Source organism: Zhongshania sp. (genome assembly GCF_029212375.1).
Classification (GTDB): domain Bacteria; phylum Pseudomonadota; class Gammaproteobacteria; order Pseudomonadales; family Spongiibacteraceae; genus Spongiibacter.
Map to the genome: position 1 here is coordinate 30,217 of NZ_JARGNU010000016.1, position 22,316 is coordinate 52,532.

16 protein-coding genes and 1 tRNA gene are annotated in these 22,316 nt (G+C 52.2%); 8 read left to right on the forward strand and 9 right to left on the reverse strand.

Annotated features, from left to right (window positions below; all coding sequences use genetic code 11):
- Nucleotides 1–5: 5 nt before the first annotated feature.
- Nucleotides 6–3,500: a NahK/ErcS family hybrid sensor histidine kinase/response regulator gene (locus P1U47_RS14805; RefSeq protein ID WP_301029984.1), complete on the reverse strand. Its 3,495-nt coding sequence runs from the start codon at nucleotides 3,498–3,500 to the stop codon at nucleotides 6–8.
- 286 nt (nucleotides 3,501–3,786) lie between these two features.
- Between P1U47_RS14805 and rapA the strand changes: the two genes are divergently transcribed.
- Together rapA and P1U47_RS14815 are read left to right on the forward strand one after the other, a co-directional pair.
- Entirely contained in the window at nucleotides 3,787–6,684 is a 2,898-nt protein-coding gene (gene rapA, locus P1U47_RS14810) for an RNA polymerase-associated protein RapA (protein WP_301029985.1), read from the forward strand.
- 44 nt (nucleotides 6,685–6,728) lie between these two features.
- Entirely contained in the window at nucleotides 6,729–7,013 is a 285-nt protein-coding gene (locus P1U47_RS14815; RefSeq protein WP_301029986.1) for a hypothetical protein, read from the forward strand.
- A 172-nt stretch (nucleotides 7,014–7,185) separates the two neighbouring features.
- Here P1U47_RS14815 and dnaB read toward each other — a convergent pair whose 3' ends face one another.
- The 7 genes from dnaB to rnr form a co-directional block, all read right to left on the reverse strand.
- Nucleotides 7,186–8,628, reverse strand: a complete 1,443-nt coding sequence (gene dnaB / locus P1U47_RS14820) for a replicative DNA helicase (RefSeq protein ID WP_301029987.1) — start codon at nucleotides 8,626–8,628, stop codon at nucleotides 7,186–7,188.
- Between the two features lie 192 nt (nucleotides 8,629–8,820).
- Entirely contained in the window at nucleotides 8,821–9,267 is a 447-nt protein-coding gene (gene rplI, locus P1U47_RS14825; RefSeq protein ID WP_301029988.1) for a 50S ribosomal protein L9, read from the reverse strand.
- Nucleotides 9,268–9,306: 39 nt separating this feature from the next.
- Complete coding sequence (locus P1U47_RS14830) at nucleotides 9,307–10,155, reverse strand: hypothetical protein (RefSeq protein ID WP_301029989.1); 849 nt, start codon at nucleotides 10,153–10,155, stop codon at nucleotides 9,307–9,309.
- A 17-nt stretch (nucleotides 10,156–10,172) separates the two neighbouring features.
- Nucleotides 10,173–10,400 (reverse strand): 30S ribosomal protein S18, encoded by a 228-nt coding sequence (gene rpsR / locus P1U47_RS14835; RefSeq protein WP_008246166.1) that lies wholly within the window; start codon nucleotides 10,398–10,400, stop codon nucleotides 10,173–10,175.
- A 22-nt stretch (nucleotides 10,401–10,422) separates the two neighbouring features.
- Nucleotides 10,423–10,866, reverse strand: a complete 444-nt coding sequence (gene rpsF, locus P1U47_RS14840; protein WP_301029990.1) for a 30S ribosomal protein S6 — start codon at nucleotides 10,864–10,866, stop codon at nucleotides 10,423–10,425.
- 142 nt (nucleotides 10,867–11,008) lie between these two features.
- Nucleotides 11,009–11,755, reverse strand: coding sequence for a 23S rRNA (guanosine(2251)-2'-O)-methyltransferase RlmB (gene rlmB / locus P1U47_RS14845; protein WP_301029991.1), 747 nt, complete (start codon nucleotides 11,753–11,755; stop codon nucleotides 11,009–11,011).
- 12 nt (nucleotides 11,756–11,767) lie between these two features.
- A complete protein-coding gene (gene rnr / locus P1U47_RS14850; protein WP_301029992.1) occupies nucleotides 11,768–14,509 on the reverse strand; it encodes a ribonuclease R in 2,742 nt (913 codons plus the stop codon).
- Between the two features lie 120 nt (nucleotides 14,510–14,629).
- On the opposite strand from rnr, the gene P1U47_RS14855 reads away from it, so the two are divergent.
- The 6 genes from P1U47_RS14855 (at nucleotide 14,630) to P1U47_RS14875 (ending at nucleotide 21,658) form a co-directional block, all read left to right on the forward strand.
- Nucleotides 14,630–14,716 (forward strand) — tRNA-Leu (locus P1U47_RS14855).
- Nucleotides 14,717–14,896: 180 nt separating this feature from the next.
- Nucleotides 14,897–16,126, forward strand: coding sequence for an integrase arm-type DNA-binding domain-containing protein (locus P1U47_RS14860; RefSeq protein WP_301029993.1), 1,230 nt, complete (start codon nucleotides 14,897–14,899; stop codon nucleotides 16,124–16,126).
- A gap of 309 nt (nucleotides 16,127–16,435) precedes the next feature.
- Nucleotides 16,436–17,197 (forward strand): hypothetical protein, encoded by a 762-nt coding sequence (locus P1U47_RS14865; RefSeq protein ID WP_301029994.1) that lies wholly within the window; start codon nucleotides 16,436–16,438, stop codon nucleotides 17,195–17,197.
- A 122-nt stretch (nucleotides 17,198–17,319) separates the two neighbouring features.
- Nucleotides 17,320–17,625: an AlpA family phage regulatory protein gene (locus P1U47_RS17610; RefSeq protein ID WP_366943183.1), complete on the forward strand. Its 306-nt coding sequence runs from the start codon at nucleotides 17,320–17,322 to the stop codon at nucleotides 17,623–17,625.
- Nucleotides 17,622–18,347, forward strand: a complete 726-nt coding sequence (locus P1U47_RS14870; protein ID WP_301029995.1) for a hypothetical protein — start codon at nucleotides 17,622–17,624, stop codon at nucleotides 18,345–18,347. Before P1U47_RS17610 ends, P1U47_RS14870 begins: the two co-directional genes overlap by 4 nt.
- 371 nt (nucleotides 18,348–18,718) lie before the next feature.
- Nucleotides 18,719–21,658: a DUF927 domain-containing protein gene (locus tag P1U47_RS14875; RefSeq protein ID WP_301029996.1), complete on the forward strand. Its 2,940-nt coding sequence runs from the start codon at nucleotides 18,719–18,721 to the stop codon at nucleotides 21,656–21,658.
- Between the two features lie 122 nt (nucleotides 21,659–21,780).
- Here P1U47_RS14875 and P1U47_RS14880 read toward each other — a convergent pair whose 3' ends face one another.
- Nucleotides 21,781–22,005, reverse strand: a complete 225-nt coding sequence (locus tag P1U47_RS14880) for a hypothetical protein (protein ID WP_301029997.1) — start codon at nucleotides 22,003–22,005, stop codon at nucleotides 21,781–21,783.
- Nucleotides 22,006–22,316: the final 311 nt, after the last annotated feature.

Sequence of the window (22,316 nt, forward strand, 5' to 3'; positions counted from 1 at the left end):
TTACACTAGTGACGCAGTAATAGCTGGCGCATCACCCCGCGCAAGGCGGCAGGTTTAACGGGTTTAGACAAAAACCGATAACCGGCGTCTTCGACCTGAGCGCGCACTTCTGGACTGTTATCGGCACTAATCACCACCGCTGGTAAGCGCGTATGCCAGTGGTAATTTAAGGCCTGCAGTAGATCCAAGCCGGTTTCATCTTTATCTAAATGAAAATCGGCCAGCACAATATCTGGCGCCGCTTCCAAGCGCCACTGGCCCAGCACCTCGCCAAGGTTTGCTGCACTAAACACCCGACAGCCCCATTGGCCGAGTAGGGCCTCCATGCCGGCGCGAATACCAACCTCATTGTCGATACACAAAACACGCAGCCCCGCCAGTTCTGATTCCAAATCGAGGCCTAGGCTTTCAATCAACCCTTCCTGACGCTGGCCAATAGGCAGCTCGATGGCAAACACACTGCCGCGACCTTCAGTGGAGTGAAGAGTCACAGCGTGACCGAGTAAGCCGCTGATGCGTTGTACTATCGACAAGCCCAGCCCCAAGCCCTTTTCAGAATCGTTGTGAGCCGCACTGGGCGCGCGTTCAAACTCATCAAAGACCCGCTGCTGATCCCGCTCAGAGATGCCTGGCCCCGTGTCCCACACCTGAATAACAATATTGTCGCCACGGCGCCGACACCCCAGCAACACCCCTCCGGAGCGGGTGTAGCGCAGAGCATTGGCTAGAAAGTTCTGCACCACTCGACGCAATAGCTGCTGATCGCTATACACCCACACATCTGAAGGCCGATAACGCATCGCCAAGCCATTTTGCTCGGCGATGAGGCCACACTCGCGGGCGAGGGGTTCGAGGATGTCGCGCACGCAAAAGTCGCGGCGATCAAGCTTGAGGTTGCCAGAGTCCAGTCGGGCAATCTCGCGCAGCGAGGTAATTAAGTTCTCTGCCCCCACAAGAGCCGAATCGATATGCCCAACATCAGCAGCCATTTCTGTGCCTTTAGTGCGGTGAGCCAAGGCCGCGGTAAACAGGCGCGCAGCACTTATTGGCTGCAATAAATCGTGACTCGCCGCCGCAAGAAAGCGGCTTTTGCTGGCGTAAACCGTGTTTAATTCCCGCTCGATTCTTGCCCTAGCCTGATTCTCATTGGCCAGTAAATCATTGGCCTGCGCCAATGCCGAGGTTCGTTCAATAACCCGCTGCTCCAATTGGTTTTTAGCGTCGTCTAAGGCATTGAACATGCGCCGATATTCACTAACGTCTGTGTAGGTGGTGACATAGCCGCCCCGCGCCATAGGCGTGCCGCAAATTTCAATCACCGTGCCATCGGGTAACACCCGTTCAAAACGATAGGCTTTGCCGTTGCTTAATAAACCCAAGCGCCGCGCAATTGCACCGTCCACGTCGGAGTCGGCATTTTGCAGATAACCGCGCTCTGCATTGAACTGGTAAACCTTGGCAATGGGGCAGCCGATATAGAGTAGCCGCTCGGGAAAACCGAATAACTCGATATAGCGGCTATTCCACGCCACCAAATCTAAATTGGCATCGACTACGCTAATACCCTGCGGCACCGTCTCTAAGGTAATTTGCAGCAAGTCTTGGCCAAACTGCAATTGCTTGGAGCTGTCGCCAATTAAAAGTACGAACTCATCGAGCTGCAAAGGCTTTTTACGCTGCAATAAGTCCAAGGTGCGGTGCGCCGACACCGCACCAACAATCGCCGCCAAGGCGGCTTCAACATCTTTTACTACAAAGCGCGGCACCGGATCATTCGGCAATAAGCGCTGCCCTACTCGCTGTTCAAAGCGCTGCCACAGCTGCTGGCTACGGGTACGGCCGAGTAGCGGGGTGAGCATGCGCTGCAACTGCCAGCTCTCAATTTTTGTTAGTTCAAAATCAGCTTTTTGATAACCCCGCCCCAAACTCAGCTGAGTGAAAGCCCGCGCTTGCCGCAATTCGATAACCCGAAACCGACTCAACGCCGACACCAAGACTAGACTCAGGCAGTTAAGTAATAAGCTAAAGAACACGCCATGAGTAAGCGGATCGAGAAAATCAATACCCAGCAAGGCCTGCGGGCGCAGCCACGCCAGCTCAAATAAGCCCTGCGCTAATAGCGGATGTCCGTGCCCCAACAAAGCGGGAAGTAACAGGCAATAGAACCACAGCGTGCCACCAACAAATAGGCCGGTGATAACCCCCCGCGAATGCGCTCGCGGCCAATACAGAGCCGCAATAATAGCCGGTAGTAATTGCGCCGCCGCCGCAAACGACAGCAAGCCTAAAGACGCCAAACCCCCGCGATTACTTAATTGCTGTTCTAAAAACCACGCCGCCAGCAGCACCGCCGCTATTGCGCCGCGCCGCACCGTTTGCAGCCAGCGAGCGTTAATGCTGTGGGCGCGATTAAAATACTGCCAAAGCGGTACCATCCACTCATTGCAAATCATCACCGACAAGGTCACACAGGCAACAATCACCATCCCTGTCGCCGCCGACAGACCACCCAATAAAGCGATAATCGCAAAACTGGTGCTACCCGCCGCCAGTGGCGCCGACACCACAAACATATCTGCGCCGCCACCGTCTTGCGCCACCCCCTCTAACAGCGATTGCCCCAGCAGCGCCACAGGCGCAATTAACACACAAAACAAAGCCAGATAAACAGGAAAGACCCAACGCGCACTGCGCATATCGCGGCGGCTGTGATGCTCGACAATCATGACGTGAAACTGACGCGGCAAACACACTATCGCCGCCGCCGCTAACACCAACTGGGTAATGAAATTAACTGGCTCAGGCCAAGTCGCCAAGTTTCCGTAATCTATCGCTAAACCACGTTCGCTGGCCGAAAATAGCACGCTTAGCGCAAATACCCCCACCGCAACAAACGCCGCAAGCTTTACTAGCGACTCCACCGCGATCGCCGCCATCAAGCCCCGATGACGGTGGCGTTTGTCGACGACTCGGGTGCCAAAGGCCACGGTAAACACCACTAGAATAAGCGCCGCTATAAAGCTGGTATTACTGTGGTTGGCCGCCAAACTGGGTTGCCACAACTGCTGTACGGTTAACCACGCTTGAGTCACCGCTTTTAACTGCAAGGCTATATAAGGAAGACTGCCCGCCACAGCAATAAAGGTCACCAAGGCGGCAAGGAATTGATGTTTGCCGTAACGCGAGCCGATAAAGTCAGCAATCGATGTCACCCTATTGCGGGTACTCACCACCGACAAACGACGAATAAACGGCCACGCCAACACAAACAGTAAAATTGGCCCCAAGTAGATCGGCACAAAAGACCAGCCGTCGTTAACAGCTTGGCCAACCGCGCCAAAGAAAGTCCACGAGCTGCAATACACCGCCAGCGACAAACTGAAAATCAAGGCGCGCAGCGCAGGCGGCCGTTGGGTGTGGCGATCTGCCCACCACGCAATTACAAATAAACAACCAACGTAAATAAACGCCAGTAACACCAGCCACTGATTTTCTTGCACCTGCCCTCACCACACCGAAAGTCGGCAATTTTTATAATCTTCCCTAGTCTAGCCCAGTGCTGGGCCAGCAGTATTGGACAATAGTCGACATTCGCAGCAACTCGGTGAATTAGCTGCGTAAACTCAGCCCGCCTACGGCAACCAAGCCCCGCCAATGGTGAGATTTACAGTATTAAGCCTTTCCCTAGCGGCCACTGATGCGTAACATTCGCACTCCGGAAATCAAGGCCTTTTGCCGCTGGCAAGCCCTGAACTCACCCAACACTTCAAGCCGTACCTAAAATTTATGTCTACTATTTTTATTGCTGGCCAACGCTGGATTAGTAACCCTGAACCCGATCTTGGTCTGGGTATTATTCTAGAAGCCCAAAACCGTCGTGTTGTTATCGCTTTTCCCGCCGCCGAAGAAGAGCGCACCTACGCCGCCGCCGCAGCGCCGCTGTCGCGGGTTCTGTTTCAAGTAGGCGATGATATTGACGTGCCAGGTCAGGGCCGGCTGGTGGTTAAGGAGCAGCAAGAGAACAGTGGCTGCATCGTGTATTTTGCCGAAGACGAAAATGGCGACATCCACCCTGTACCCGAACAAATTCTGAGCGCCAACATCAAGCTCAGCAATGCCAAAGAACGTTTACTGGCCGGCCAAGTAGAACACCACCGCCGCTTTGAACTGCGCGCCGCCACCTTAGAACAACAAAATACCTGCAAGGCCGCCAGCACCCTTGGCCTGCTTGGCCCTCGCGTGCAATTGCTTCCCCACCAGCTATATATCGCCGCCGAAGTTGCCAGCCGCGCCGCGCCGCGGGTATTGCTGGCCGACGAAGTTGGCTTGGGCAAAACCATTGAAGCTGGGCTTATCATTCACCAGCTGCTGCTCTTGGAGCGCGCCAAGCGGGTGCTGATTCTGCTACCCGACAGCCTCGTACACCAGTGGCTGGTGGAAATGCTGCGCCGCTTTAATCTTAAATTCAGTATTTTCAATGAAGCCCGCTGTCGGCAGGTAGACCAATACGAAGATGATCCAAGCAGCATTTTCTTTGACGAAGAAGAGTCCAAAGAAAAAGAAGAAAATCCTTTTGAAGACGCCCAGCTGGTTATTTGCCCACTGAGCTGGATTAGCGGCCACGAGCGCCGTCAAGGCCAGCTTATGGAAGCGGGCTGGGACATGCTAGTGGTTGACGAAGCCCACCATCTGCACTGGCAGGAAGACGGCAGTAGCTCTGCAGAATATCAATTGGTTGAGCGCCTGAGCGCCGAAATACCCAGCGTATTGCTGCTCACCGCGACACCAGAGAACGCCGGAATCGACGGCCATTTTGCCCGTTTGCGACTGCTCGACCCAGCGCGCTACCCCAGCCTTGACGCTTTTCGCGCCGAACAAAGCCAGTACGAGGGCATTAGCGAGCTGATCCAAGGCTTGCTCGACCACCCCAGCGAGTCGTTAGCAGACTCGAACTTCACCGCCAAACTCAGCGAATTACTTGAACCGGCGCAACTCGCCGCACTGGCGACTAAACCCGACGCCACGCTTATCGAAAAAGTGGTTCGCGACTTACTCGACCGCTTTGGTACTGGCCGCATGTTGTTCCGCAACACCCGCGCCTCAGTGGGCGGCTTCCCCCAGCGGGTATTGCACGAACACCCTCTGGATGCACCCGCCGAATACCAAGCGGCACTCGCCCTCGTCGACGAAGAATCGGCCCTGCACCCCGAGCTACTGCTCGGCGACACGTGGATTAAGCTCGACCCCCGCGTGGCTTGGGTAGAACGGTTTTTACTGCAACACCCCGACGAAAAAGTCCTGCTCATTTGCAGCACCATGAACACCGCACGCGACTTAGAGTTACAGCTGCGCGTGCGGCGCGGCATTGCCAGCGCGGTATTCGTTGAAGAGCTCAGTCTTATTGAGCGCGACCGCGCCGCGGCGTATTTTGCCGACCCCGAAGACGGCGCCCAAGTGCTCATCTGTTCCGAGATTGGCAGCGAAGGCCGCAACTTCCAGTTTGCCCAGCACTTGGTATTGTTCGACCTCCCGCTGAACCCCGACCTGCTCGAGCAGCGCATTGGCCGCTTGGACCGTATCGGCCAACTCGGCGACGTCAATCTTCATGTGCCTTACTACCAAGACAGCGGCCAAGAAAAACTGCTGAGCTGGTACCGTGACGCGCTGGCTATTTTTAGCCAGCCCTGCACCGTTGGCAACGCGCTCATGCTCGAATTTGGTGGCGAGCTTCTCGCTGCGCTAGGCGGCAAACAAAATGCGGCCGCGTTTGACGATCTCATTAGCCGCGCCTCGGTTAAAGCAGAAGAGTTAGCGCTTAGCCTGCGCAATGGTCGCAACCGCTTGCTCGAACTGAACTCCTGCAACCCCGCCCGCGCCGCCGAGTTAATCACTTCGTTAGAAAGTGAGCAGCGCAGCGACAGCCTCGCCGAGTATGTTGGCATTCTCTCTGATCAGTTTGGTTTAGTTCACGAAGACCACAGCGACAACGCCGTTATTTTACGGCCCGGCGATCACATGATTACCGAGGCCTTTCCGCACCTGCCAGAAGACGGCATTACCGGCACCTTCGACCGCGACCGCGCGCTCAGCCGCGAAGACATGGCCTACTTCAGCTGGGAACACCCACTGATCAGCGGCGGCATGGACTTAATTATGTCTAGCGACTTTGGCAGCACCACTGTGTGCACCATCGCCGTTAAGGGCTTAAAAGCCGGCACGTTGCTATTAGAAGCCTTCTTCAGCCCCAGCCTGCAAGCGCCACCGTGGCTGCAACTGCATCGCTATTTACCCGCCCAGAGTTTCCGTTTGGTAATCGACCACCAGCAGCGCAACCTCACCGCCAATGTTGCTCACAAAAAATTAAATCAGTTAGCACAGGGCATTAAAAAGACCGTGATGCCAGCCTTGTTGCGCGAAGTGCGCAGCAGTCTAACCAGCATGATTCCCCACGTTGAGAGCTTGGCCGAAACCGCTACCAAAGAATGGGTGAGCACCGCACTAGCGCAATACCAAAGTGACCGCAGCGCCGAGCGCCAACGTCTGCAGGCGCTAATGAGCCGCAACCCGCATATAAGCGCAAGTGAACTGAGCAGCTTTGACGACGAAACCACGCAGGGCACTGATGCACTGGCCTCTTTGCAACTAAACACCTCGGCATTGCGCCTAGCCATTGTTAGCCAATAAGTTGTTAGCCAATAAATCGCGGGCCTGAGCCCGCTGGAGAAACTATGTATTTGTTTTCAATTAACGCCACCGCCAAAACCAGCCACGGCGAATTCACCGCCGGCGAGCAGGCACCATTTATTGTGTATATTGATTTCAAAGACATGTTTGGCGCCGAAAATCTGGCCAAGCTATTCGTTATGGCAGAAGGCTTTACCGATGTGGTAATCGAGAAGCGCAAACTGATCGACAACGCCCATATTCCAGACAATCCAGCGCTGGCTAAAGACCCGCAAATTCTTGAGGCCTTAGCCAAGGGTTACTGTGTGCAGGCGTTTAGCGCGCATTGATTTTTTGGGAGATGCAGGACGCTTGATGGATGGCGGTAAACGCTAAAATCAAAGTAAAATCTAGCGAGCGCAGCGAATGCCTTTCAGCCTCAAGCATACGCCTCTAGCCGCTTAATCCAAAGCCGACGCACAGCTTTGCGTCTCCCCTCTTCCGCCAAGCATTTAGCCAGCATCAATACTCGTCTGGCGCTTCGTAGCCAAAGGCCAAATTTTCGAAGCGCGTATGCTTGCCCACAAAGCTTAAGCGCGCGGTTCCTATGGGACCGTTACGCTGCTTGCCGATGATAATTTCGGCCATGCCCTTGTCTGCCGACTCTTCGTTATACACTTCGTCGCGGTAAATAAACATGATCACATCGGCATCCTGCTCGATGGCGCCCGATTCCCGCAAATCCGAATTGATCGGTCGCTTATTTGGCCTTTGCTCCAAGGCGCGGTTCAGCTGCGACAAGGCAACCACCGGACATTCAAATTCTTTGGCAATACCTTTTAAGGAGCGGGAGATTTCAGAAATCTCCGCGGTTCGGCCTTCGCTGCCGTTGCCGGCGACCTTCATCAGCTGCAGGTAATCGAGCATGATCATACCGACGCTGCCGTGCTCACGCACAATTTTACGCGCCCGCGAACGCACCTCGGTGGGGGTCAGCGCGGGAGTGTCATCGATGAACAACAGCTTATCTTTGAGCTTGGTCACCGCCGAGCTCAACTTGGGCCAATCCTCTTCTTCCAAACGGCCGGTCCGGATTCGAGTCTGGTCAATGCGCCCTACCGACGACAGCATCCGCATCATCAACTGATTGGCGGGCATCTCCATACTGAACACCAGAATGGGCTGCTCGCTCTTCATCAGCGCGTTTTCAACGAGGTTCATCGCAAAGGTGGTTTTACCCATCGAGGGACGAGCGGCGACGATGATCAAATCGGAGTTTTGCAAGCCCGAGGTCATTTCGTCGAGTTTTTCAAAGCCGGTGGTTAAACCCGTTACCGCATCTTCATTACTGAACAGCTCGTCGATTTTATCAACCGCTGACTTCAATAGGGGGTTGATGGGAGTGAGGCCGCCGGTTTTAGGGCGCTCCTCAGAGATCTGCATGATGGCCCGCTCGGCCTCATCCAAAATCTCGTCGCTGTTGCGACCTTCGGGATTAAAGCTGCTGTCGGCAATGGCATTGGCCGCACTAATTAGCGAGCGAAACGTGGCGCGCTCGCGCACGGCTTGGGCGTAGGCGCGAATATTAACGACAGAGGGGGTATTATTGGCGATCTCGGCCAAATACGCGGCGCCGCCGACCTGATCTAGCTGCCCAGCCTTAGCGAGCTCCTCGGCGAGTGTTACCACGTCTATCGGCAACTCGAGGGTGATCAAGCGCGTCATTTGCGCGAATATTTTGCGATGCTCAGGGCGGAAGAAATCGCCCTCGCCAACCACGTCGGCTACCGAGTCCCAGCTTTCGTTGGCGATCATCAGACCACCAAGCACAGACTGCTCTGCCTCTACCGAATGGGGGGGCATTTTTAGTTGCGCAAAATCGCTCTCTTCTTCAAAGGGCGGCGGAGATTCAGAATAAGCTTCGGGGTACACGGAACCATCACTAGGAATAAACAGATCGGGCATTGTGGCAAAAAAAAAGCACCGCCGCTACAAAGAACGGCCGTGCTTTTTTACACCGATTACAGCGCGCTTATCGCCGTTTTAAATCTAATATCCTGCCCGCACAACTGGCGAACTATATATGCAAAGGCCGCCAAGCAGCCTCTGCACTCGCCAAATTAGATTTGGCGCTAGATCAAAAACAGATCAGCAAACTTACTCAGCAACAACCGCAATGCTAACGGTCTGAACTACATCGCTGTGCAGTTGAACTGCCACGTCGTAAGTGCCCAGGTCGCGAATTGGACCTTCTGGCATACGTACTTCGCTTTTGTTCACTTCAACGCCAGCTGCAGTTACTGCATCAGCAATATCGCGAGTACCGATAGAGCCGAACAGCTTGCCGCCGTCGCCAGAATTAGCTTCAATTGTTACTGTCAGCTCAGCCAGTTTAGCGGCGCGAGCATCGGCAGCACTGCGCTTTTCAGCGGCAGTTGCTTCAAGATCGGCGCGACGCGCTTCAAATTCAGCTACGTTTGTTTTAGTGGCTGGTACAGCTTTGCCAAACGGAATCAGGAAGTTACGGCCATAGCCGCCTTTTACATTAACCTGATCACCCAAGTTGCCAAGCTTGCCAATTTTCTCCAGCAGAATCACTTGCATGGTTCTCACCCTCTTAAATTCGCCTGCGTTTGCGCCGCTCTATGGTTGAGAGCGATTCGGCAAACGCCGCCTAATATCAATCCAACTATCCACAATCGCCACCAGTATCAAAACCGCCCACAGCGGTCCCAATAACAACAGCGCTACGTAAAAAACTATTAACCATGCGCGGCCTAACCCTAAGCGTCCCGCTGCACCGTGTACCAAGGCGATACCCGATATCACTATGGGCAGTAAACACATCACGCCCCAAAAGCGATAATCTCCACCAATATTGCTCAGCAGCAACATTAGCGCGACCAAGGTCACTGTTATGGTTGGGGGCAAACGAAACTGCCACATCTCCTGACGAAATCCGCCGGGGTTGTACAGAATGGACTGCCACCACCGCGCCAACATCACTGCCAGCGTACTCCATAACACAGTGCTAACACCGATCACCGCGGCGATATCGCCGTTGCCAATCTCTGGCAAACGCCCAGAAGCAGAAACCTGCATCCGCTCTAGCATGGGTTGCACCATTGCCAGAATCGAGGCCAGATAATCACTGGCCAAGTGCATCAAGATCAATGCTGTTAGCAAACCGGCGCCAACGGCGGCCAGCATTGCGTAGGCCCATTGCTGGGTACTGCGCAATACGGCGGCGGTGGCTGCGGCGCCAAGCAGCATGGTCAAAGGACCAACATCTGCTCCAATAGCGGCCACCGCAATTGCCGGTAACAGTGCCCAAAAAACCACATAGGCACCTTCGCTCAAGCCTTTTCGCAACATCACTAATGTTGCGGCTGCAACGCCAACCCAAGCAAACATGAGTGTACCAACACCCAAGCCTGCAACGGCTACCGCCTGCAAGCGCCCTTTCATAATAAATTCAGCTAAGGCGCGCATGATTTTACGTCGTTTGATTACTTATGGCTGTCTGTGTAAGGCAGCAAAGCAAGGAAACGCGCGCGCTTAATTGCGGTAGACAATTGGCGCTGGTATCTAGCATTTGTACCAGTGATACGGCTAGGTACAATTTTACCTGTTTCTGAAACATAGGCTTTCAGGGTTTCCAGATCTTTGTAATCGATCTGGCTGACGCCTTCCGCGGTGAAGCGGCAAAATTTACGACGACGGAAAAAACGTGCCATAACTAATCTCCTAACTCAGCAATTATTCAGCGTCGTCTTCAGCCGTATCGGCTTCAGAGTCACTATTGTCATCAGTCGTCGACTCAGAGTCGTCACGGCTGCGCTCAACACGCTGTTCGCTGCGGCTACGACGCTCGCGGCTCTCGTTTTCTGCTTTCATGATTGGCGACTCTTCAGTCACGGCTTCATCGCAGCGAATAACGAGGTTACGCAGAACGGCGTCGTTATAACGGAAGTTAGTAGTCAATTCTTCCACAGCTTCAGCAGACGCTTCAGCATTGATCAGCACGTAGTGTGCTTTGTGGATTTTATTGATTGGATAAGCCAGCTGACGACGGCCCCAATCTTCTAGGCGGTGAACTTTACCGCCGTCTTTTTCTATGGCTTGCGTATAACGCTCAACCATACCTGGTACTTGTTCGCTCTGGTCGGGATGGACCAAGAACACTATCTCGTAGTGACGCATTTTTCAGCTCCTTACGGGTTAAGCCACCCTTTACGGTGTGACAAGGAGGACAGCTCCGCCCAAAACGGTCGGAACTACCAATAAATCAAGAGCGCGGATTTTAGGTAAGTCGGCAACTATATGCAAGGGATTAGCACAATTATTAGCCAATACCGCCTTTTTGACGCTGGCGCACGGCCTCAAACAAACAAATGCCGGTCGCAACCGACACATTTAAACTACTTACCGAACCCGCCATTGGCAGCTTAGCCAAATAATCGCAGTTCTCGCGAGTTAAACGGCGCATGCCGCTGCCCTCAGCGCCCAACACCAGCGCCCGAGGCCCAGACAAGTCGTGCTCATAGAGCGACATCTCTGCCTCGCCAGCCATGCCCACCACCCAGACCCCAGCCTGTTGCAATTGCTGAAGACTGCGAGCGAGATTGGTAACCTGCACAAAGGGCACTACCTCGGCTGCGCCACAGGCGACTTTTAATACCGTGGCGCTGAGCCCCACCGAGTTATCGCGAGGTGCAATGACCACCGTAACGCCCGCGGCGTCGGCACTGCGCAGGCAGGCGCCGAGATTATGGGGGTCGGTAACGCCATCGAGCACCAACACCAGCGCAGCACTGCCCGCCGCTGCCACCAAATCTAAGAGATCTTTTTCTTGGAATTGCGGGGCCGCCTCAACCAAGGCAATCACGCCCTGATGCCGCCCCTCAACCATGCCATCTAGCTCCGGGCGCGCCCGCTGCACAACATGCACTTTCGCCGATTTAGCGAGATCGAGCACCTCTTGCAAACGCTTATCTGCGCGCCCACTCTGCACATACAATTCCTGAATGCGCTCAGGGCTGCGGGCCAACACGCTTTGTACCGCGTGAATACCAAATATTTTCTCTGCCACGTTATTAAATCTCTATCGACTACGACGCGTTCTAGGTGCGCCCGATTTCACTTTGCCACCCGATTTTTTTGGAGCATCAGACTTTGGCACTGCAGCTTTCGCCCCAGAGCGACTGCGACGAGGCTTGCCCTCTGCACCAGACGCCGACTCAGCTAACTTTGCAGCGCCTGCTTTGGCACCAGCCTTTGGCTTGGCTGTCGATTTGGCTGCCGCCTTGGATTTGCTCGGCATTAAACCCTTCAAGCCCTTAGCCAGCGCCTCGCGAACCGAGGTCTTTTTCGGCGCAACAGCAACAGGCACATCGACTATTGGCGCAGCTGGCTGACGCTTTTTGCGTGGCGCCGACTTCGCGGCAGGCGCTGCCGCATCCGCAGGCTTGCGACGGCGAGGCGCGGATGCCGGTGCAGTATCGCCACCCCGACCACGACCTTGGCCTGGCTTGCGACGCTTGCGCGGCGGCGCATCACTGGCAGGCTTAGCACTGTCAAACTCGGCCTTGCGGCCAGCTTCGCCCTCCACCAAAACAACACCTAGATCAATTTTGCGCTGATCTAAGTTAACCGCCAAAACCTGCACGCGCAGCGTGTCACCCAACTGATAAACCCGCCGAGTTCGCTCACCTACCAAACGCTGATGCGCCTGATCAAACTGATAGAAGTCCTGCGGCAGCGCAGTAATATGCACCAAGCCTTCTATATAAAGATCCTGCAGCTCAACAAACATCCCAAAGCCAGTGACCGCAGCTATGATACCGTCGTGCTCACTGCCAACGTGATCTTGCAAAAACTCACACTTCAGAAAAGCCATTACATCGCGACTGGCCTCATCGGCGCGGCGCTCCGCCATGGACGAATTCGCACCTTGCGCAACAAGCGCATCAAAGTCGTAGGGATAAATAGCTTTGCGATCCAGCGCTGGCGCGTCATCCATTTTATGGAAACAAGCCGCCGCCTCACCGCCGCCACTGCGCACCAAATAACGCAGTGCGCGATGCACCAGCAAATCTGGGTAACGCCGAATCGGCGAGGTAAAGTGGGTATAGCCCGCATAGTGCAAACCAAAATGCCCCTCGTTCTCGGGGTGATAAACCGCCTGACTCAAAGAACGCAGCATCATGGTTTGAATTACCGCGGCATCGGGGCGATCACCCAGATTAGACAACAACATTTGATAATCTTTAGGACTAGGCTCTTCACCGCCCTGCAAGCTCAAACCAATCTCGCCGAGGAATTCCCGCAAATTAGTTAACTTCTGCTCAGAGGGACCACTGTGTACGCGATATAGCGCTTCCAGCCCAGAGCGATCAAGCGCCCTAGCAGTGGCAACGTTTGCGCACAACATACACTCTTCAATTAGCTTATGAGCATCATGACGACGAATCGGCACAATCGCTTCTATCCGCTTCTCATCGTCGAACACGATCCGCGTTTCCACGGTTTCAAAGTCAATGGCACCGCGCTCGGAGCGCGCTTTACGCAGAACTTTGTAGAGATCTTGCAAATAACGCAGCTGCGGCAGCAAATGCGCATTGCGACCAGTGTTGTGCTTGGGATCTACACCCTCAAGCTCCAACAACGCACCCACCTCGTTATAGGTCAAACGGGCATGAGAGCGAATCAAGCCTTCGTAGAATACATAGCCACTCAGCTTGCCGCTGGCGCTAATGGTCATTTCGCAGACCATGGTCAAGCGGTCTACATCGGGCTTTAACGAACACAGACCATTAGACAGCGCCTCAGGCAACATCGGCACTACGCGGTCTGGAAAATACACCGAAGTAGCGCGTTTATGCGCCTCTTGATCTAGGGCCGACCCCACTTGCACATAGTGCGACACATCAGCTATTGCCACCCAAAGACGGTAGCCGCCAGATTTTTTAGGCTCGCAATACACCGCGTCGTCAAAATCGCGGGCGTCTTCGCCATCGATGGTAACCAGCGGCAGCTGGCGCAGATCCACGCGATGGGTTTTATCAGAGTCTTTAGGTTCAGAGCCAAAGCGCCGCGCCTCTTCCTCAACAGCCTCAGACCACTCAAAGGGAATATCATGGCTGCGAATTGCCAGCTCGGTAGCAACCCCCACCGTGCGCCGGTCACCCAGCACCTCAGTAATTCGGCCCCGTGCTTGCTGGCGCTGACCAGGTTGCTGGGTCAGCTCGACCATCACGTAATCGCCTTCTTTGGCGCTCGCAACGTCGTTATCTTCCAGTGCCAGCCAGTTTTGAATACGGGTATTCTCGGGGACCACCTGCGGCAGACCACGGTGCATCATCAACTTACCCACTAACTGCTGGGTATTGTGCTCAAGCACCTCAACAATAACGCCTTCACGGCGACCGCGCTGATCGATTCCGGTAACTTCAACTTTAACCGTGTCGCCGTCAAAAACTTGCTGCATCTGACGGTTGGCGAGGTATACATCCTCAGCCTCGCCTTCAATACTGACAAAACCAAAACCGTCGCGATGACCAATTACCTTACCGACCATGCTGTCGCCGCCACTAATGGCGCGCAACTGACCACGACGACCTTCAATTATTTGGCCATCGCGCAACATTGCCTTAATTCGTCGGCGAAGGCCTTCTTCTTGCTCCTCGCCCTCAATCTCAAGCTGCCGGCGCAGCTGCGCTTGGCTAATGCCTTTTTCGCTTTCTTTTAGCTGTTCTAGGATATATTCACGGCTGGGAACCGGATTTTCGTAGTTCGAAGCCTCACGCTCAGCATGGGGATCGGGGAGATTTCGGCGTTTAGCCATTCAGTCGGACTTCCTTTATACAATGAAATTTAAAAAATATGGGTGTAGTGTAACGCAACCGTTGACAAAAATACTTTCTATCAGTAAATTGCGCGCCTCAGCTTTCGCTGCTCATCTCCTGCCCAGGTGGTGAAATTGGTAGACACGCTAGCTTCAGGTGCTAGTCCTCGCAAGGGGGTGGAGGTTCAAGTCCTCTCCTGGGCACCAAAACACCGTACAACCCCATCCAGCCAAATCCAAAAAACCCAGCAAATTCGCGACCTACAGCTTAACTACTGTCCAATCCCGTGCCATACTATCCATTCCAATCAAGGATAGAGAGGGGGTACTTTTGGGGGTACTTCCGAGATACCCCCAAAACAGGTACCCCCAAAACCCGCAGATACCATGCCGCTTACCGACGCTAAAATCAAGACCGCAAAACCTCAAGACAAAGACTATAAGCTAGCCGACGAAAAAGGCCTGTTCCTTTTGGTCAAAAAAACCGGTGGCAAGTACTGGCGATTAAAATACCGGTACCGAACAAAAGAGAAGCTTCTCGCTATTGGCGTCTACCCTGACACCTCATTGGCACAGGCCAGAGCCGAACGAGATAACGCCCGCGCCCTGATCGCCCAAGACATCGACCCAATGACCCAACGCAAAACCGAAAAGGCCGCCAAGCTGCTAGCAGGGGCCAATAGTTTTGACGTGGTATCGCGTGAATGGCTGGCCAAGCGTGGCCCCAAATCCGAATCTGGCGACTCAAGATTGAATCGGATACTAGAAAAAGACCTATTCCCCACCATTGGCAGCCGCCCCATTAGCGAAATAACACCACCTGAACTACTTAGCGCCCTACGGAAAATTGAAGCCCGTGGCGCTTATGAAACCGCCAAGAAAGCCAAACAGACAGCAGGGCAGATATTCCGCTTTGCGGTAGCCGCTGGGTTAGCAGAACGCGACCCCTCTGCCGATCTCAAGGGCGCATTACAGCAAGGCAAGGTAAAACACTATTCCGCCCTTACCGAACCTAAAGACGTCGGACGTTTAATGGCCGCTATTCACGCCTACCAAGCCACCCCCGCCGTGTCGTCTGCCATTAAATTAGCGCCGCTGTTTTTCTGCCGACCTGGGGAGCTTCGCCAACTAGAATGGAGTGAGGTTAATTTTGAAGAACGGCGAATAGATATACCCGCCGAGAAAATGAAGCTAGCAGAGCCACACATCATTCCACTGGCAGACCAAGCCTTGGCGATCTTAGAAGCACAGCACAAAGTTTCTAGTAATAGCCGCTACGTGTTCCCCAACGCTAGGGCCTTATCTCGCCCCCTTTCAGATAACGGAATGCGCATAGCCTTACGCACAATGGGCTACACCAATGAGCAAATGACACCCCACGGCTTCCGTGCAATGGCCCGCACCCTACTGGATGAAGTCTTAGGCTTTCCCGTTGACTGGATAGAGCACCAATTAGCCCACGCAGTACGAGATACCAACGGCAGAGCATACAACCGCACCAAGCACTTAGAAAACCGCCGCACCATGATGCAATCTTGGGCCGATTACCTCGACACCTTACGCCTAGAAATAGATAACGTGGTGCCGATTACAGCGGCAAAACGGCAAGGGAGTTAATTAAAAACACCAGACCCACCCTATATATGGTGGGAACACTGGGAAACTGGGAACATTCATTATAAGTATCTGTTTTATTTATAAATAATTGTTCCCAGCAGTGTTCCCAGTTGGTACCTAGTAAGTGGGAACTGGGAACACTTCTAATTGCACATTATAATACAACCATAAACACCATAGGACGGCGGTGGATAGCCGATACACTGTCTTAGCGACGAACAAATATGCTTATAGTATCTCCAGATACAATTAGTTACGCACCGCTTTAGCCTGTAATTAAATTTAAGGGACTAACCGCTGGGGGCGGAAATGACAAAGAAACCAACGGCGCCGATCAAAATCACAGTTAGTGATAAATCCGTGCAAATTACAGGCTTAGAGCCTGACCTCGCAAGCACTGCTGAAGGTGCGTTTCGTTTTGGTGGCAACAAAGACTGCCGAGGGCACATTATTGACGAGCTACCCTTAGAAGCGTTGCTATACGAAGCACAGCGCCCCGAATCGACTAAAGACACAAGAGCCTCGCGGCGTTGCTTGCTCTACTACTTCGGAATATTGACAAACAAAGGGCAACCAGTACCGACAGCCCTGTCCGCTTTTATCGCCAATATCGCTCTACGAGCATCAGATGGACATAGCGTCGATATACTATTCATGCCACCCACTCAGATTGGCAGCGAAACACCTTCATTGACTAAAGGCCGAAAGGAGGCAATGTGGGAACTATCGCCCGCTTATGAAGAGTCATTAATTTTCACTGAGCTAGCGCACCCCGAACTAAAAAGAGACTTAGTAGACACCACCCGCCACACCTCCTATGAAGTAGCTGGCGAATCACTGGCAAAAGGAATACCAAACCGAGATCAGACAGAAAATCACCGACTTATAACTGCTATCAAACTAAAAACCCAGATAAGACTGGAACGACAACGCCGCGAACGATTACAGCAAGTACAAACTCTGCTTGACCAATTCTATGACGATAATAGTTTAGGCTCTCTCGACTACTCACCCCAAAATACCAAAACTATTCTGTCCAAACTTCAAGCGCTTTACCTACCCTCTAGCTAAACAGAAAGCATTAGGCCAGTAACTTTTTTCCGGAAAAACTTTTACTGGGGAAACTCCAGACAAAACCAGCACACTTTACCCCGTTGGCCCCAGTGGCATTTCATCGTACCGGAGTAAAGTAAATGACAGTTTCACGCACTGCAAAAAACACTACAGGGCGCGCCCGCCCTACCGCCCCCGCGACAGCAGAATTAACACATTCTCGACTGCTACCCGATGTTGGCCTAGTACGCCTGAAAACGATCCTTGGGGATTCAAAAGCAAACCCACCAATTCCCGCGATTATCCCAGTATCCGCGTCTCATTGGTGGAGTGGCGTTAAGACTGGGCGCTATCCAAAACCCGTCAAACTCTCAGCCAATTGCACCGCTTGGCACGTAGAAGATATTCGTGCACTGCTAATCGAACTAAGCAGAGGTGAAAAATGATAGTAACCTTCAAGGCCATAGCGGAACTAAGGCCGCCATTTAACGCTAGCAAGAAACTCCAAACAATTTATTACATCGCTTGCGGGAACACCCTCACAGGCGATAAAGCATCGCAATTATTTGGAGAAGTAGCGCTTCACACAACGATAGATGATATACGCGGCCTTGGATTAGAAGTTAAGTCTCAACGCATTTCGCCGCATGAGCCGCGCCACGAATATTGGGTACACAATGACCCCGATATATTACTTCAATTTTATAATTATCTTGTTAGCCAAGGGTGCTTATCTACGCAAACTCACCTCTTTCCTGAACTAAATACGTCATCAGGCATAGAAATAACAATTGATTATTTACGAGCCTTCACTCATACCCACCCGCAAAATCTATGTGTCTACTTGGTATATTGTTTTGCAGTCGGATATTGTGTCCGTGTCGCATGGGGATATAACGATGACGACACAACAACGCTAGATATAAACAGCGGTACGATTTTAGCAAGTGAAATTAATAGTATAAAAAATGAATTCAATTTCGATATCCGCTACATCGATCTAGAAGAAACAACCTTTCTTGAAGATGGTCGATGGTGTCGAATACGTCAATATTATGCACCACCAACCCCACCCAATTTGGCAAAATTTCATCAAGCGCTAATTAAATTCGGTTTCAAACCCAGCCCAGAAACCCATGACGACTCTACGCCAGTCAGTTTTAGCTAGGCATAACACCATGAGCCGCACTAGTATCGCAAAGAAAATAAAGGCGCTGCCGAAATACACAGTTTTACGGTCGCGTAGATCCCAAAAGGCACGAGAATTTTTCCGGAAATCACCTCAATTTTATAATTTTTACCTCAACCATATTAGCAAAGACCCTCACCCCGAATACGGCAATCCCGTTGTATTGATCTGGCCTGACGGGATTTGGGCGCCTTGCTATGACTACTTATTGAATTCTGACAATGAAATTATTTACCAGTACAACCGTGCTAGAGCTATCCAGAGCTATAAAGGGGCCTAAATTCAACCCCACCGCACGCTGTATGCTTGCCCTAATGGGGGCGGGTTTTCTCGAACTAGGAACATAAATAGTGAATAGTAAATACAATTTCGCTTTAATCAATGACCGCGCCTTGCAAAGTATTGATTCCGTGCTTTCGCGCTGGTTAGCGGGTGGAAAGCGCCAAGGCAATGAATACGTTATAGCCAACCCTACGCGTTTAGATAGCCACGTTGGCTCCTTCTCAGTAAACCTAACTAATGGTATATGGTGCGATTTTGCAACTGGCGATAAGGGCGGCGACTTAATCGCCTTAGTGGCTTACTTAGACCGTACCAAGAACGGCGAAGCCTGCAAAGCACTAGGCCAATTCTTAGGTATTGATCCAGCTATAGAGCACCAAAGCCACGCCCAGCACAACGCCCCGCCGCCGCCAAAACAGAAACCACCCTCGCCAGATTTTGAGCCAATTCGCCCTATACCTGAAGGCGCCCTTAAATCATGCCCTACAAGTATTCGCAACCTGGGGAAGCCTTCTCAATATTGGGATTATTTAGACAGCGACGGCAAACAAATTTTATTGCGGGTAATGCGCTTTGATAACACCGCCGCCAATGGCCGCCCCAAGGATTACCGCCCGTTCTGTTACGGGAAAAACAAAGCAGGACGCGTGGCGTGGTACTCAAAAGCCCCAACAATAGACCGCCCGCTTTATGGTTTGCATAAACTCGCCACCACCCCCGTCACTGCAAAAATACTACTATGCGAGGGCGAAAAAGCCGCTGGCGCCGCACAAGTGCTATTCCCTGACGCCGTAGCCATGACGTGGCCAAGTGGCTCTAAGGCAATCAGTAAAGCCGATTTTGCGCCGCTTAGATCGCGTGTTGTGTGGTACTGGCCAGACAATGACAAAGCGGGAAGCGACAGCATAGCGCCTTTACGCGCTGTACTTGGTGTGGTGGGCGTAGCTGACTTTACACCCCTTAATATAAAGCTATTTGCACAGCACAGCCCTAGCACCGACGCCGCCTCAGGAAAAGCCACACTCAGCGCCGCCACTGATAGCAATCAATGGCCAAGCAAGGCCGACGCTGCCGACGCACTAGCCCTAGGATGGAAAGCCGAACATATAGAATTACTGCTTAAAAATGGCCTTACCGGAATTCCAAAACAAAAACCAAAACCAACCGAGCAAAGCAATAACAGCGACATTACCAGCCGCTACCAATCAAGACCGGAAGGGCTGTATTCGTTTAATTCTAAGCTTGAAAAATACCAGTGTGTGGGCGGCCCCTTGCAAGTTACCGCGAGATCACGCGACAAACTTAGCGAAGGCTGGGGCCTACTGGTGAATTTTCAGGATTTCGACGGCGTAGAAAAAACATGGAATATTCCCGGTTGTTTCTTAGTTACTGAAGGCGGCAATAAAGCCGTAGAGGGCTTAATTCACCGAGGGTATAGGCTAGCCTCACACCGAGACGCAAAAAACCAGCTACGTGAATTCCTGATGGGCTACGACACGCCCCAGCGGGTGCGCCTAGTAAATAGAATGGGCTGGCATGGTCACAATGCTTTTATGCTTCCTGACCGCGTTATTGGTGAACCAACGGAACCACTGCATTACTACAACGATGCGCCGTCACTCTGCAAAACTTCAGTATCGGGGGAGCTAAACGACTGGAAGGAGAATATCGCAAAGTACGGCAGCAATAACATTTTCCTAACTTTCGCAATTAGCGCCGCATTTACTGGGCCATTTCTAGATATACAAGGCTCAGAGTCTTTTGGCATTCATCTTTATGGTGATTCTTCTCTAGGCAAAACAACACTCTTAGAAGTTGCAGCTAGCGTTTACGGCCACCCTGAGCGAGGTGAATACACCAAAACATGGAGAACAACTGCCAATGCTCTTGAGGGTATGGCCGCCGCGCATTCTGATTGTTTACTTGCCTTGGATGAACTAGCGCAAATAGAACCGCGCTTTATCGGAGAAACTGTATATTCGCTGTGTAGTGGTGTAGGCAAATCACGCGCTACCGAAACAGGAAATAATCGAGGCACTCAGCATCGCTGGCGAATCATATTCCTATCTAGTGGGGAAAAAACACTATCTGACCATATGGCTGAAGCCAACCAAAAGCCCAAAGCTGGCCAAGAAATCAGATTACTAGCAATTTGCCCCAACCCGCACAAGGATAGTGAAAACAGATTATTGCTAGGAAATTATGAGGATCACCACAGCTTTAATACAGGCGCGGCCCTTTCAGATCACCTAAAGGCTGCCGCCCGTCGCTTCCACGGCTCGCCAATCCTTGCCCTAGTTGAAGCAATGGTAGCAACTGACCGAGAGAATCTAGCCGCCCACTTAAACACTGCCCGCGAAAACTTTAAGTTTGAAATTTTAGGCGGTACCGCGAGCGGCCAAGCCCACCGCGCCGCCGACAAGTTCGCCTTAGTGGCCGCCGCTGGGGAATACGCCTCGCAAATCGGGATTACAGGCTGGAAACGGGGGTGGGCAACCTATGCCGCTGGCCGTGCGTTTCGCTCTTGGGTGGCAATGCGTGGCGGGGATGGCAACCTTGAAGACACCAAGGCAATAAACCACGTTCGCGAAATGCTGACCAAATACGGGGAATCTCGCTTTTCCCGCTGGGAAAGTGACGATGCCCGCATTGATGAACACGCGCCACGCACTATGGAACGCTGGGGCTTTCGTAAAACAGTTACCGAACAAGACTCAATGCTTGGCGACAGCAGCGAAAATACATATTACTTAACGCGAGACGGCCTAAAAGATATGTGTAAGAGCTTCGATATAGTCCATATAGCACGGCTACTGAAGGAACGCGGGGCACTGGAAACCGATAAAGAAGAGGGCCGACTAACCAAGAAAGTACGCCTTCCCGGTAGCGGTAAAAAAGCCGTGAATTGCTATGTCATTAACCTGTCGGCATTGCTTATTGATGATGATTCGCTGACTGGCGAGGATGGCTCAGACACTGGCGACCATTGGGACATCCCGAGCCTATAAAACATGTATTTTTTAGCAAGAATTGTGCCGCCCAACTAATTTTCCCCACTTGGATTAAGGTAAAAAAAGGGCCTTGCATCTGCAAAGCCCTTTAACAAACCCATTACGATTAAGTATAGCTATTAACCCGCTATTCTGGGCAAGCCATTAGCTATAATCCGCGCCTGATTGACCGCACCAAGTATTGAATCCACCGAGGAAATCATAATCTCTTCACTAAAAGGCCCCTCGTCAGCCTCAAATGATGCCATTACCAAATGGCACACGGCATCCGCTCGAAGCAATGCCCGATTTATTGCATCTAAAGCCGCCATGGCGTCACTCGCTTTGTCCTCCTTCTCTGGCATTTTCATGTAGTCCTCTGGCAACCCATTATACGATCTCGCTTTCATACTATCCTCGCCCACAAATAAGACCAACAACGTTCTAATTTAGACAACAAGAGAATACAAAACAAGTAATTTTGAATTTAAAATATACTATAAGTAATCTAATAAGTTCTAATATGGAACACTCAGACAATAAAGGACGCTTAATCTTGGTAATTATTAGTGGTGCTCAATGCCGTATGGCCCGCGGCCTTTTGAAGTGGTCTGTTCGCGACTTGGAGGAACTTTCTGGAGTCAGTTCAATGACAATTAAACGCATTGAAGGAAGT